We start from the raw sequence: 15,199 nt of genomic DNA on the forward strand, positions 1-15,199 counted from the left end.
TAACCACTCCATTATTTGTGGTATACCTATTTGCATTAAAAAGGACATATAATCATAGTCACAAACTCCAAGAAAGAAAGTAAGTCAATCAACTAAATAGACATTAAATAATTTCTTCTTACCATCAACAACATATTTTTCAACATCTCCTGACCACCATTCGACGTTATTTGAAAGAATAGACAATACAATATTTCTAAATTCTGGACTATCAGAGAACATCAATTGATAATTGTTCAAAAATACATAAATCACATCATTAGTTATGCAATCAGAATCGCCTAAAACATCATTAAGAGCGTCCCAATTACTGATATTTCTATCAATTAAGAAAGCTTCACAAATACAATTGATTGAATTTTCTTTTTCTTGTAATACTTTTCCATCTAAATAGACTATTTTTGCCTCTTTTGGAATAGTGGAAATGAGTTCATCTTGCTCATTTTTACTAATTATTTTTAACGTATCCATATTACTCCACCTTTACAAAACTATCATAATGATTCCACGTATAATATACACTGCCATCGCTACCTCTAACAAACCTCTGGTTGTCACGTTTACCTACATCTGCGATATAATTATTTACATCATATTCCTTATAAGATATCTTATTACCAGAAGAATCAACTTTAGGTAGATATGACTGAAGATTATCAAACTTCTTCCCTGCTGCCGTTTTTGGGGTTTGCCCTTTATAATTCCCTTGCCAGCTAACCCCATCATAGCCCTTATAGGCATCCTGTACATTCTGTGGAAGCTCGCTTAGAGATTAGGTCTTTTATTTTTTTAGAAAATAGCAGAGCTATCTAGACAGTTTCCATCTGATATTCCGTTCTCAAAGGTCTACACATTTATTCTACCACACCAAAAAGAAATCACCTAGAAAAGTCTAGATGATTTCGTATAGCCACAGTCCTCTCCTATAACTGAATACTCCATCTACTAATGTGATAATACTTCAAAACAAAAATAGCCATAGGGTATTGATTCCTTATCAAAGTCGTACATATCGTATAGCCACGCCATCATTTGTGGTATACCTCTTTGCATTAAAAAGGACATATAAGCATGAATACTTTTTTTAAAATCCAAAATATCTGCTTTTTCTACCAAAAAATACATCTGTTTCATATCATCTAAATTAATGTATTTATCTAGTATTTTATAATCAGATTCGGGTGTCAGCCAAAACATGTTTTTTTTTGCAAACTCTTCTTTTTCAATTAATGTTACATTTTCTTTGGTCTCTATATAAAGATGTGCAATATCAAATTCCTCTTGAAAATTTAACATGTCATTTACATAAAATGGTGTAACATGAAGCGAAGAAGTCGTCTCATCCGCTTTTAAAATCTCATCTAACAATATAAATAATTGTATAAGATTCGGATAGATTCTATTTTGGGATTCACTATCAGTTGTATGGAAATATACAATCTCATTGATTCTACCTTTTGGTTTTTCAATCATTATCTAGGTCCTTTCCAGTTAGGATTATTTAAGTCCGAAATTTGAATAACCTTCTTTGTGCTATCGTCGACTGCAACATAATGTATTTCATCAATATAATAGTTAGTTACACTACTATTAGTATATTTGTTATATCCAGAGGTCGTTTTAACGGGATTATTAATAGTGTCTGCGATTTTTTGATTATTCCAGCCTCTGTCTAAAACTTGACTAGAATAATTACTCTTCGAAAATTTATCACTAAAAATGATATCGTCTGCCGTGAGTGTTTTAGCAACATCACCAACATCCTCAACATCATCCAACTTATCTGTAGTTTTTGCAACATCACTAACATAATCAAACGTATCAACTATATCATCAGTTGCATCTAGAATCTTACCTAATTTGGTAATTTTTCCAGCTTTCAAAACTGGTAGTAGATTACTTGCTAAATCCAGAGAGAGTTCTCCTGCTGCAAACCAGCGATTCGCTTGTTCACCTGTTGTCGGATCAACCCCATCTTTCAGACGCTGAATGTTATTCCATCCGCTTAACTCTGCAACAAACGTTGGGAATACGTCTTTTCTTGCTTCTGTATAGGAAGCAAATTTAACCTGACGAGCATATAGTATTTCTTCCGCTGTCATTTGCGGAGATTGAAGATACTGATCCAGTGTCATTTTATCAATGCGCTCTTTTTGAGCCACTGTCAATCCATACTTATTGGCTTCTTCAATCTTGCGGAAATCCGCAACGCTGATATTTGGCTTGTTTCGGGTACCTGAGTCCTTACCTTTCGTAGTCTGAGGATTACATACGTGTTTAAGAGTTTCCTCCAGCGCCTTGCCCCAGTTCTTAATGAGATTCTGGACCTCCCTCAACTTAGCCTTCCCTTTGGAACCTGTAGCCCTGCTATACTCATTTCTGATGTTTTGCTGGCGACGTTGTTCGACGCGTACTTGCTCTCTTGCTCGGTCACGTTGTGCCTGCGCCTGCTCATAACTGGTTGGTTTGATGATTGGGGTATTGCTGTACACCTTCGGTGTATAGACGTATGAGTAGTTTCCTGTTTGTTTCTGACGGATTTGATGGGCTTTGTGTTGAGGTGTGCTCGGTGCGTAAAGCGTGCCATCATCTGTGTTAATCAGTGGTCTTGGACTATCATAGACCTTGCCACCAAATCGGTCATCCAACATGGCATGCGGTGAGCGGATATGCCCACTCGGGTCGGTGTAGTTGGCTGGGTTGTTCTGCACATAGGCATAGAGGTTTTGACTGAGCGGGTCTGTTTGGCTACCTGGATAGCTGTCAGCCGTCAGGAAGGTGCCTGCTTGGCTATCGTAGTATCGTGCACGGAGGTAGTCCAGACCTGTCACATCCCGTGCTTCGCCTTTGTAGGCAAATGGGTTGCCTGTGGTATCTGTAGTCTGCTTGGTTGCTCCGTAAAGGGCATAGCTTGAACTTGCGACTGCCTGTCCATTCTGAGTCAGACCTGTCACAGAGCCAGACTGGCTGGTCAGGTAGTGATAGCTGTCGCCAGTGCTCTCGTTAGTATAGGTAGCTCTGCCATTGCCATAGACATAGGTCTCCGGTTTCTGGAGCTGGTCGTCATAGGTTTGCAGGACTTGGGTGTGGTGCTGATTAACATCGTTGACATAGTTTCGGGTCTCGTAATAGTTGTAGGTGTCTTCCTTGGTCGTGTAAGGGATGAGGACATCCTGCACCTGACTCCTGTAGAGCACCTCGTCTTCACCCGGTAGATTGTCCTCGCTCGGCGGATTGACCACAAGCCCTTCTTCCGTTGCTCGGTCCTTGGCTACCTTCTGATGATAGGCAGTTGAGACGGTATCGAAAGTCTCGATCCAGTCATAGCCCTCGCTAGTCGTGAAGCTCGAGAAGAACTGGACGACATTCTGCGTGAAGCCATACCAGAAGAGACTGTTGGCTTCGCCATCTGGTGCAGTATACGGAGACTTGCGCTTCTTATCCGCTGGCTTGCGCTTGAAGAGCTGGTAGGTGTTGGTCGCTTGGGTCCTGCTGGCAGTGAAGACACGGTTATCATCCCCATCATAGAGGGCAGCGAAAAGCAGACCTTCCTTATCCTTGACCGCCAAGAGACGATTTTCCGTGTCATAGATATAGTCCAGCTTGGCATCACCAGCACCAGATGATGTGCGGTTGCCATTCTTATCATAGGTGTAGGTGATGGTCTTGTCGCCAGACTTCATTTCAAGCAGGCGGTTCTCGGCGTCATAGCTAAACTCTGTCTTGCTTTCCTTACCGTCCACCGTCTCCGTGCTGGTCAGCTTGTTTCCTGCATGGTCGTAGGTGTAGCTAAACTGACTTAGTTCCTTGCCATCCTTACTTGAAACGGTCATCTGGACGATTTGCCCTAGACTGTCGTAGGTGTAAGTTTGGACCAGAGTTTCCCCATCTTGCGTGATGGTTTCCTTGGCGATGTAGTTGCCATCGTCGTACTCGTAGGCATAGCTGGAAATCAGCTTACCTTTCTTGTCACGATGAACAATCTCTGTCACACGATGGGCTGCGTCGTAGGTCAGAGCACTTGTCGTGCCGTCTCCACGCTCAATCTTGGTCATGTCACCAGCCTTATCATAGGCGTAGGTGGTCGCCTTGCCGTCACGGTCGGTCACCTTGGTCAGGCGGTCGAGCTCGTCATAGCTATAGGCTACCTCGCTACCATCTGGATAGACCATCTTGGTGATATTGCCATAGTCGTCGTAGGTGTAGGTAATCAGACTGCCATCACCCTGACGAACACCGGTCAATTCACCCTCTTCATTATAAGCGTAGCGGGTCTGACCCGTCAAGTCACTCATCGCCACTCTACGACCATCCGCATCATAGCTGTAGAGGACCTGCCCTTCTGACTCGGTAGAAGTCTTCTTGGTCAGCAGTTGGTCCAGCTTGTTGTAGTCATAGCTAATGGTTTGACCATCAGCCTTGGTAATCTTGGCTAGTTGGTTGTTGACATCGTAGGTGTAGGTCTCGCTGTCTCCCAGCGCATTCATCTTTTCGATGACATTTCCTAGCTGGTCATAGCTATACTTCGTCACCTGACCATTGCCATTGGTGATGGAGGTGAGATTGTCCACACTATCATAGGTGTAGCTGCTGGTTGATGCTTCATCTCCACTTCCCTTGGTTGCGGTCAGCAGTTGGTCTTCTTGGTCGTAGGTGTAGCTAGAAAGGCGCTTGCTTCCTGAGAGAACACTGGTTAGATTGCCATTGCTATCATAGGTGAGGCTACTACTTGCGCCTGTAGGACTGGATACCTTGGTTAGGCGGTTATCCTTGTCATAGCTATAGAGGCTGGTCTGACCTGCGGTATTGGTCTCGGCTGTCAGACGATTGCCTGCGTCGTAGGTCCGCTTGGTCACCTGACCAAGTGGATTGACTTCCTCTAGGAGATTACCATTCGGGTCATAGGCATAGGTTGTCTCTCTCTTACCATTGATGACTCGCTTGGTCACTTGCCCCACAGGATCATAGCTCAGCTCCGTCTCACGGCCTGTCGGACTGGTGATCGTTTTAAGCTGATCCAGCTTCGTATAGAACAGACTGGTCTTAGCACCGCTCGGACTGGTGATGCTGGTCAGATTGCCCATCTCATCGTAGACGTAGGTCTTTTCTAGATCCAGAGCATTCTTCTCCACCAAGAGACGACCGGCAACATCGTAGGTGTAGCTAGTCGCTCGATCCGACTGGTCTACTTCCTTGATAAGATTACCAGCTACATCGTAAGTATAGGTCTTGGACAAGCCTTGTGGCGCTGTCTGTTTCTCCAGACGACCAAGAGCATCATAACTATAGTTGAAAGTCGCCTGATTTGGAAGAGTTCGACTAGTCGCACGACCGTAGAGGTCATTGACATAGCTTGTCACATCCCCACTCGGGTCTGTCTCTGTCGAGAGACTACCAGTTTGGTCATAGGTATAGCTTGTCTTACCGCCAGTTGGCTTGGTTAGGCTAAGCAGACGGTTGAGACTGTCATAGGTATAGCTAGTGGTATTTCCCTCGCCTGTTGTTTCAGACAGACGATTGCCCACTGCGTCGTAGGTGTAGGTCTGGCTGGCACCTGTAGGAGCCACTGTCTCCAGTAAACGACCGAGTGGGTCGTATTTCAGGACGGTTTCCTGTCCCTTTGGATCTTTGTATAGAACCAGGCGTTCATTAGCATCATATCCGTAGGTAGATTGGTGTCCGTTGGCATCTGTGACACTTGCGACATTCCCCAGCACATCGTACTCGTAGTTGGTCTCATGCCCCTCAGGGTCCGTTTCTGTCACGACACGGTTGAGTTGGTCATAACTGTAGCAGGTTTCACGTCCAAGATGGTCTACCTTCTTCTGTAAATTTCCATTTTCATCATAATGGTAGCTAGTCTCATGTCCTTCTACATCCGTCTTAGTCGCTAGATTACCTGATAAATCATAGGTGTAGCTTTCACTACTTCCATCTGCATAAGTGACCTTGGTCAACTGATTGTAGCTGTCATAGGTCATGCTTGTGGTCTGACCAAGGCTGTTGGTTGTCGTCAGGCGATTGCCTGCTGCGTCATAGGTGTAACTTTCATTTAGAGATTGATTATCCTTCGCAGCTATCAGACGATTGGCAGCATCATAGCTATACTCAGTAATGAGACCGCTAGACTGCGTCTGCTTAATGAGGCGATCAAGAGCATCGTATTCATTGACAATACTACTACCATCTGCCTGGATAACTTCTTTAACCTGAGCCGTTGGGGTATAGCTCAACTGAGTTGCATGACCATTTGGATTGGTCACTTGGGTCAGGTAGCCAAGTTCATTATACTGATAGCTTGTTTTTCCACCTAGAGCATCAATTTCCTCACGAAGTTGCTCCATTTGGTTGTAGCTAAAGTGAGTTGTATGACCAAGTGCATCGGTGACTTGACCAACTTGGTTTTGCCCTGTATAGCGTGTGCTGGCAGTATTTCCTGCCGCATCGGTCAAGCTGATTTGATTTCCGTTCGCATCATAGGTCATCGTGGTTATTTGACCAAGAGCATTTGTCGTACTGCTCAAACGACCAGCGGCAGTATAGTCATACTGAGTGGATATGCCCTTGGCATCTGTCTGTTCGAGAACATTTCCCATGCTATCATATCGGTAGGAAACGCTCGTCTTATCTGGATAGATGACCTTGGTCACATTGCCAAGTGCATCGTAGCTATAGCTGGTCGTACGTTCATCCAGGCTTTCGGTCAGTTTATTTCCTAGCGCATCGTAGGTATAGCTAACCGTGCGGCCTGCTTGGTCTTGGTAGCTGAGACGACGACCTAAAGCATCGTAAGTGCTGGTCGTACTCGTACCAATTGGGTAGGTGACTTGAGTCACATTCCCTGCCTTGTCATAGCTATAGCTGGTCACCTGCCCTAAAGCATCTGTAATGCTTGCGATTTGGTTGACTGTCTCATCATAGGTATATGATGTTGTCTGACCAGCTTCATTGGTCCGTTCCAGGACACGACCGATTGCGTCACGTTTGTAATGCACCGTTTGTCCGGCAGCATCCGTCTCTGTCAGGAGACGACCTCTGCTATCATAACTATAGCTCGTCGTACGACCTTCGGCATCTGTCAAACGAAGGAGGTTCCCAACACCATCATACTCGTAGCTATACTGACCACCTTCACCATTACTTGCCGCAATCTTGCGTCCAAAGGCATCGTAAGTAAAACTGCTAGTATTCCCATTTCCTTCGGTCACTGCAATCACTTGCCCTGCTGGGTCAAATGTCTGACTTGTACCGACACCATCCGCATCTTTTTCACTTAGTTTACGACCTTCAGCATCGTAGGTCATCGTTGTCACACCACCACGAGGGTTGGTGATGGAGGTGACTTGATTATGAGCGTTATAGGTAAGAGTGGTCACTCCACCAGCTGCATTGGTCACTTTGACCAAATTAGCCCCATCATAGGATAACTGGACTGTGTTTCCTAGAGCATCGGTGGTTGAAAGAATGCGTCCTTGCTCATCAACTGTGTGGGTAATGCTAGTACCATCTGCCAAACTTGTAGAAAGAAGGTTTCCTTTCGCATCATAAGTATGGCTAGTAGTCTGTCCTGCAAAATCTGTTACAGAAAGGAGATGGTTGTTTTGGTCATAAGTAGATGTTTTGACCGCTCCGTCAAAACGAGTTTCCGTGAGAATATTTCCCTGACTATCGTGAGTGTAGCTAGTCGTTTGACCCAATTCATTGGTCTCACTCACTAAGCGGTTATTATCGTCATAAGCCTTACGAATACTGCTTCCATCAGGATAAGTAATGGCTGTTGTACGATAATGTTTGTCATAGGTATAAGTCGTCACTTGACCATTAGCATCTGTCGTTACTGTCTGTCCATCACTATAGGAAAGAGTGGAGACTGCTCCTGTTCCGTCGGTCTGCTGGATGACACGATGCTGTTCATCATAGACATTCTCGATAATCTTGGTCCCATTGGCATCATACCAAGCTATCATCCGCCCTTGTTCGTCATAGTCGTAACGTGTCTTAGCTCCTGCTGCGTCCGTGTAAGAAATAAGATTTCCTGCTTCATCATAGTCATAAGCTAATGTCGAACCGTTCGGTAACTGGATCGCTCCGATATAGCCTGAATCATTTTGGGTCACACCATATACAAGACCTGTCGGTGATGTAATCTTAGTCAGTTGAGCCTGTTCGTTATAGGAAAGGCTAGTTTTATTCCCTTTTTCATCTGTCTGACTGGTCAAGAGCCCATGGAAATTGAAGAATTTTTCCTGCTGATTGCTATCGGTAATGTGGTATTCCTTGACAGCGTAATCCTCTTCGCCATTCCCAAAATCAGCTTTTTTAGTCTCTATTTCCTTTACCGTCAAGGTTAGATCATAGCCCTCTGGCGCCTTATAGATATCACCTTCTTTGATAAAGGTCAAAATAGAACCATCTGTACGGATATAGTTAATATTGCCCTCGTCATCAAGTGAAAGTTGTTCGTTGAAGGCAAAAGACCATCCTCGACCAAATAGACTATTGATACCTGCTGCTTTGGAGTTATAATTGCGGACAATCGCAAAGTCTCCACCTAGGTCTGAGATAGATACATCTGTTCGTTCTAAGTAGAAATTACCTGTATTAAGATTTATCGGTTCAAAACCAAATTCACAGTGTAAACCACGCCCCATCAACAGCATATCCACGTCTGCTTTGACCTTATCAGTCAGAGCAGGTGGGTTATAAGGCTTGTTCGCATTTTTACTTGGATTGCGGATAAAGAGAGTGTTGTTTTTAACCAGAAGCATATCTTGAATCCGGTTGTCAAAGGCAATCTGTTTTAGCGGTACGCCATAGTAGCTGGCTATCTTAGGAAGAGTATCATATTGAGTTACCTTGTAAATGATGAAAGAGTCACTACTCTTCTTCCCACTCATTTGACCATCTTTCTGGCTTTCCGCATCGATAGTGTAGAGCGTATTTAATTCCGGCTCTGTAAACGGCACGAGCGTTTGCCAGTTAGACAATTTATCTTTGTATTGTGTCGTTCCTTTTTCAAATGCTGAAATAAAGGAAGCCGTGTCAGGGTATTTGTATGAAAAGCTGGCTGTACTCTGACCAGTATAATTCTTAGCAGGGTCACTGAGCTGGTAGCCAACCTGTGCAGCAGGGCTAGTCAGACCATCCGCAAAAACTCCTTGGAATTGGAGTTTACCAGACTTATCTGTCTTCACCATTGTCCGGAGATTGATAGTCGTATCACCGATAGCATAATTGATATCTACTGGATCTGGGACGGACCAATTAATCGTAATACTTGGCGCTTTTTCAGGAGTAAAGCCAATTTGACCAGCATTGGAGGCTGTGGCTTCAGTCGTATAAAAGGCGCCGCCATCTGCTCCCTCATCTGTTGCAGCGACAACTAAACCATAGTTTGGATAGATTCCTTGCACCCAGCCGTTGACCGCATCACGAATATCAAAGTTGTGCATCCCAACCTTTTTCTCGGAAATGGCATTTTCACCTGCAATTTCTCGACCTAGATTGACGGATGAATTCCAAGTCACCGTGTTGATATTAAAATCTTCTGTTAAACGATAGGCAGCAAACTGTGTTCCTTGATTTCCAGGAGCAGTGTACTCATAGAGATTGAGTGTTGCGCTATCAATTTTAGCTTCTGAAGGAATATTCTGCTTAAAGTCATAGTTGACCTTAAAATACATACGACTCCGACCGATGTCCTTAACGTCTGCGAATCTTTTCATTCCTATGGATTCGACCGTCATATATCCAATATAACCATAAGCATATCCCTGATATTGACCGTGAACCGAACTCGTTACAGAATCTAGTATATTTTCTCGTGGGACAGTAATGGTTGGGTCGATACGAACAGGATATTGACGTGCTTTATCTGCCAACCATTCTTTCCCTGCGACGACAGTAATATGGTAGTGTCCATCTTTTTCAGCCAGTTCCAATTTTATATCTTGACTGGTTTCTCCTGCAGCATCCACCATAAGAGGAGCATTTAAGACAAAAAGTATTTCTTTTTTACCTTTTTGGCGAACCAAGATTTGATTGGTTTCAAGACTTACATCATAATTTCCTGCCTCTAAAACGTAAGTAAAACGGTTCTTTTCTTCCCATTTACTCAGAACGATTTCTTCTTTAACGCCGTTTGACTGTACTGTGTATTGGACATCTGTCGCACCGTCAACGTTATTATAAAGGATAGCATTGTCCTCTACAGTCGCATGCTCGTAGGTTTTATCCAAAGGATAGAGCGATATTTTATCTTCCTGACTGATAACATCAATCGGCGTAGTCTCGGTCACCTTAGCGGGAAGCACTACATCAACAGGAGATTCTTTCGGTAGATAATAATGCGTGCCATCTGCATGATAGGAATACAGATCAAGGTCAATCGGAACTTCCCGCCCCTCGTGGTCAATATAGGTCTTAGCCTGGCTACCGATATAGGTCACAAAGCGTGTCTCGTCTACCTTGTAAAGTTGTTCTTGACCACTTTCGAGAACTGGTTCTCCATACTGCGCCCGTAAAGCTGACTCTTCTGCATTTTGCCCTTCTTCAGTGATTTTAGGCTGCTGAATGGCATCTCCGCCATCAGTGGCACTTGCTGCGGTCGTCTGGTCGGAGTTTGATGCATTGGTTGTATTTGCATTATCACCTCCGACAGTCGTCTCACGCGCTTCCTCCACTGCTTCTTCATAATAAGCCTGACTTTGCGAAGTTTCAACAATTTCTTGAATTTCCTGCGCATAGACCAGGGGACTATTGGCCAATAAAATAGTCGAAAGCATCAGCCAACTAACAATTTTTCTTCTCTTTTTCATATATATCATCCTAATTATTTTTCAAGTAAATAATACACTGTCCCTAAAATAACAATCATATCTGTAAGTCCCAACAAGATGTCTGATATGGCAGACCATATCAATCCTATGTTGACTGCTATAAGAATTCCCAGTAAGACAATGGCAATTATTCTTCGGAAGTTCTCCTTCTTCCAAGAAAAATTACTATCTTTATAAAAGCAGTAAAGGTTAAAGATGACCGTTACTTTGATAAATGTCTGAAATAGGCTCGTCACTAGCCAGATGGCATTTTTTACTTCTTGATAGCCAAATGAACTGTAATCATAGATTAGCTGCCCTAATCCTCCAAGCAGCAAGCCTCCAATCATGCTAACTGCTAATGCTAGACCAACAACTTTCGCTACTCGTTGCTCCTGATTGAACTCCCTTAGAAACCAAATGGCTAATTTTCCAATAAAAAATAATCCAATCCCAAACAAGGAAAGTCCTACCAGCCCTAGCCACAAAAGGACCGGAGCATTTTCAGACCAGGTTTTCAATAGACCGACTCCCATCAATTTTTGCCCTATACCCACAAAAATATATCCAATCGCAAACTCAAAAAATTTTCTATTCTCTTTAAAAAGAACCATGTTAGCTTCCTCCTTTTCTGACGGCATGAACTACAAACCGTCTCTCATTTCCTGCCACGTCACAAGTAGATAAAATCAATAACTTATCCCGAGTAACATCAAAGTCAAACGAGCGATAGAATCCACCATATTCATTTGCCCTGGCTTCTAACAGAGAGACATATGACTCCACCTGCTTCGTATCGCCTAGTCCAAAGGTGTGATACAGGTGATCATCAGTAAAGGAATATGCTGCAACAATCTGGTACAGAAAGTCTTTCCCGTCTTTGGTAATAGTTACTGTCTGGATTGATTCAAATGTAGAAAGCTCCGCTAAATAGTCTAGGCTACCAAACATGGAATCATCACGCATGGCATGTCCATAGATAATCGTCACAGGATCCTCAAAACTAGTCTGATTTACCTTTTCAGTAAAAATAGCACCATACTGAGTCTCATTTCCTTCTGCATCATGGGTTAAATAGTAGGTGTCATCTGTCGGATGTTGCAGAACAGGGTAGTTAATTTTCGTTCCTTCCACCCGAATCCAAGCATAGGCATCTGAGTTTTTTTGAAACATTTGTTCAAGATTTTTACTCTGTATGCGTCGTTCTTCAGTCTTTTCCAAATCACCTATCCCGTACAGGAATAGGAACACAGTACTTATAAGAAGTCCTAGTCCAAATAATTGTCTAAATCTTTTCACAATATCTCCTTTTCCATAATATTTTACCACAAGTTTATCGGTTAATGTGACTCTTTTGAAAAAAATTACAAATCTACAGACGTATCACCAAGTAACAAATGATACTCAATGAAAATCAAAAGTAGCCTAGGAAACGAAGCCGAAGATAGAACTGGAGTTCATCAAGGCAAGTTGACAACGGATAATTTTGATTTTCGAAGACTATAAATAAAAAAATACAACACATTTAATGCATTGTATTTTAAGCACTATCTATATTTCCAGAAAATTAGCCACCGCTTCTTTTTTCCTAGGAATGGATAGCATACGATCACTAAGTCCACTCTGTAACAAGGGTGTACACTTCTTAATGTATTCCTTTTCTTTATTTCTTCTGACTCCCATCGCTTCTTCAAGCTCTAGAATTTCAAACATTAAGATAAGGTTTTGATCACGAAGGATTTCAGTGGTCATCCCTAAATACTCTGGGTATTTTCTTAACTGATATAAATGTTGTGCACATCTTATCAGCATAGAAAATGATTCACCGATATACAAGACACGCCGTTCACCACCAACTTTCTGAAGTGAAATTTGATATACTCCTCCCTTGATGGCTTTTATAACATCATTTTGAAAAAATTGTACCTGAAGATTCATCCCTACTCTTCCTTACTAATCGGTGCTAAGCTTGCCAAGACTTTCTTAAGTCCCATTTCTGGGAAATTGATTTTGAGTTCTTGATTGCTGCCTGAGCCTGATACTTCAAGGACTGTTCCGCGGCCCCATTTCTTGTGGACTGCGATGTCACCAACTGACCAGTTGGTGCCTGAGCCAGACGATTTGTTACTTGATGCGAAAGGCATACTGCCTCCGAGCTTGGCAGATGGTTGTACAGCTGCTTTTCGGCTTTGTAGGGCTTGTTGCAAGCTCATGCCTTGTCCAAACTGTGTCGCTCTGCCATTGACATAAGAAGCCTTGAAGCTAGTATTAGCTGGACGAGCGAGCCCTTGGTAGTCAAGCAGATCACTGGAAATTTCTCGGATAAAGCGGCTTGGTTGGTTGTAGTTGGTGCGACCGAAAAGGAGTCGAGAATTGGCATTGGTCAGGTAGAGAGTCTGCTCAGCACGGGTGATGCCTACGTAAGCCAAACGACGTTCTTCTTCCAATTCGTCCTCTTCTTCTGCTGCACGACTGAGTGGGAAGACATTTTCCTCCATACCAATCAGGAATACGACTGGAAATTCCAGCCCCTTGGCCGCATGGAGAGTCATGAGAGTCACTTCTGAAGATTCTGTATCGCCATCATCTGTATCAGCAATCAGTGCTAAATCAAGCAGGAAGCGTGTCAACCGATCCAGACCTGTCTCTTCTTCCTCAGCATCCTTTTCATCAAAGTTTTTGGTAACAGAAAGGAATTCCTGGATGTTTTCAATGCGAGCATTAGCTTCCAGCGTATTTTGTGCTGCAAGGGCATCGATGTAGCCTGTTTGGTTCAATACTGCCTCGACTACTTGTGTAACCGTCAAGTTGTCTAATTGATTGCGAAGATTATAGAGGAGATTGGCTAGGTCAAAGACTGCCTGTGCTGCCTTCCCTTTAATCGACGACAACATAATATCCTGAGAAGCTTCTAGCAAGGACATGCTGTGGCTGGTCGCAAAATCACGGAGTTTGTCAACCGTCCCAGGTCCAACGCCACGTTTTGGCTCATTGATAATGCGTTCATAGGAGATATTGTCCGATGGATTTGCGATGATATTCAAATAAGAAATCACATCTCGGATTTCCTTACGGCTGTAGAACTTGGTGCCCCCAACCATGGTATAAGGGATATTAGATTTGAGCAGGGCTTCTTCAATGGTACGGGATTGAGCATTGGTCCGATAGAGAACTGCAAAATCCTTATAAGGCTTGCCTTCTCGGTGCAACTGGTCAATCTGCCCTGCGACAAAAATCGCCTCGTCATTCTCATCTATGGCACGATAGTAGGTAATCAAATCCCCTTGGGCATTCTGGGTCCAAAGTTTTTTGGGACGGCGATTGCGGTTGTTTTCGATGACCTCATTGGCAGCCTGCAAGATATTCTTGGTGGAGCGGTAGTTTTCCTCCAAAAGGACAACCTTGCTTTCTGGATAATCCTTTTCAAAGTCCAGGATATTTTGCATATCCGCACCACGCCAACCATAGATAGACTGGTCCGCATCTCCGACCACGCAGATATTCTTGAAACGTGATGCCAGGAGCTTGACCAATTGGTACTGGGCATGGTTGGTATCCTGATACTCATCGACATGGATATACTGGAATTTCTGCTGGTAATAGGTCAGGACCTCTGGATTTTGGTCAAAAAGGCGGAGCGTCAACATGATCAAGTCATCAAAGTCAACGGCCTCTGACTGTCTTAGTTCCTTTTGATAAGCCGTGTAGCATTTAGCAACAATCTGCGTGTATAGGTCGCCTGCCTGGGCTTCAAATGCCTTGTCATCAATCAAGTCGTTTTTGGCATTGGAAATGGTTCCCAAGATTGAGCGTTCACTCCACTTTTTCGGGTCTAAATTAAGATTTTTCAAAATCCGTTTCATGAGACTGCGTTGCTCACCTGGATTGACAATCGTAAAATTGCGATTGTAACCAATATGGTCAGCATCCCGACGCAAAATCCGCACACACATGGAGTGGAAGGTAGCAATCAAACAGTCTTGCGTAGCAGGATTGAGGGCGTAGGCCCGCTCCTTCATCTCACGCGCCGCTTTGTTGGTAAAGGTAATGGCTAAGATATTCCAAGGATTGACCATTTTTTCATCAATCAAATATGCGATTCGGTGGGTCAGAACTCGCGTCTTACCCGAACCAGCCCCTGCCATAATCAAAAGCGGTCCTTCTGTCGTCTGTACCGCTTCTGCCTGTCTGTCATTCATTCCGTTTAATAATGGGTTCATTGTCTCATACTTTCTAAAAAATCATTCTCTCCATTATACCAAAAAATCATTTTTAGGGCAGGTGGTAAATTAGAAAGATCAACAAATCGTTGAGTGATGAATTTCCAAATTTGGAGGATCATTAGTAGCAAGCACCAAAAAAGCCCAGAGTTATCTCTGAGC

General features: G+C 43.4%; 7 protein-coding genes and 1 pseudogene. All 8 read right to left on the minus strand.

Annotated elements, in window-relative coordinates; all coding sequences use genetic code 11:
- Positions 1-84: 84 nt before the first annotated feature.
- The 8 genes and pseudogenes from ODU45_RS03365 to pcrA all read right to left on the minus strand — a co-directional run bounded on the left by ODU45_RS03365 (position 85) and on the right by pcrA (position 15,037).
- Positions 85-471, minus strand: a complete 387-nt coding sequence (locus tag ODU45_RS03365) for a barstar family protein (RefSeq protein WP_044763556.1) — start codon at positions 469-471, stop codon at positions 85-87.
- Position 472: 1 nt separating this feature from the next.
- A pseudogene (locus tag ODU45_RS03370) lies at positions 473-754 on the minus strand (ribonuclease domain-containing protein); the annotation flags it as partial.
- A gap of 191 nt (positions 755-945) precedes the next feature.
- Positions 946-1,473: a hypothetical protein gene (locus tag ODU45_RS03375; RefSeq protein WP_136671612.1), complete on the minus strand. Its 528-nt coding sequence runs from the start codon at positions 1,471-1,473 to the stop codon at positions 946-948.
- A complete protein-coding gene (locus ODU45_RS03380) occupies positions 1,473-10,817 on the minus strand; it encodes a DNRLRE domain-containing protein (RefSeq protein ID WP_398580771.1) in 9,345 nt (3,114 codons plus the stop codon). Before ODU45_RS03380 ends, ODU45_RS03375 begins: the two co-directional genes overlap by 1 nt.
- Positions 10,818-10,831: 14 nt before the next feature.
- Positions 10,832-11,431 (minus strand): hypothetical protein, encoded by a 600-nt coding sequence (locus ODU45_RS03385; RefSeq protein ID WP_248021479.1) that lies wholly within the window; start codon positions 11,429-11,431, stop codon positions 10,832-10,834.
- A gap of 1 nt (position 11,432) precedes the next feature.
- On the minus strand, positions 11,433-11,990 hold the full coding sequence (locus ODU45_RS03390) for a class B sortase (protein ID WP_148115777.1): 558 nt from the start codon (positions 11,988-11,990) through the stop codon (positions 11,433-11,435).
- A 378-nt stretch (positions 11,991-12,368) separates the two neighbouring features.
- Positions 12,369-12,755 (minus strand): hypothetical protein, encoded by a 387-nt coding sequence (locus ODU45_RS03395; protein WP_105139610.1) that lies wholly within the window; start codon positions 12,753-12,755, stop codon positions 12,369-12,371.
- Positions 12,756-12,757: 2 nt separating this feature from the next.
- Entirely contained in the window at positions 12,758-15,037 is a 2,280-nt protein-coding gene (gene pcrA / locus ODU45_RS03400; protein ID WP_398580772.1) for a DNA helicase PcrA, read from the minus strand.
- Positions 15,038-15,199 lie beyond the last annotated feature (162 nt).

This window comes from Streptococcus sp. 2022WUSS135 (genome assembly GCF_044427045.1).
Classification (GTDB): Bacteria; Bacillota; Bacilli; order Lactobacillales; family Streptococcaceae; genus Streptococcus; species Streptococcus hashimotonensis.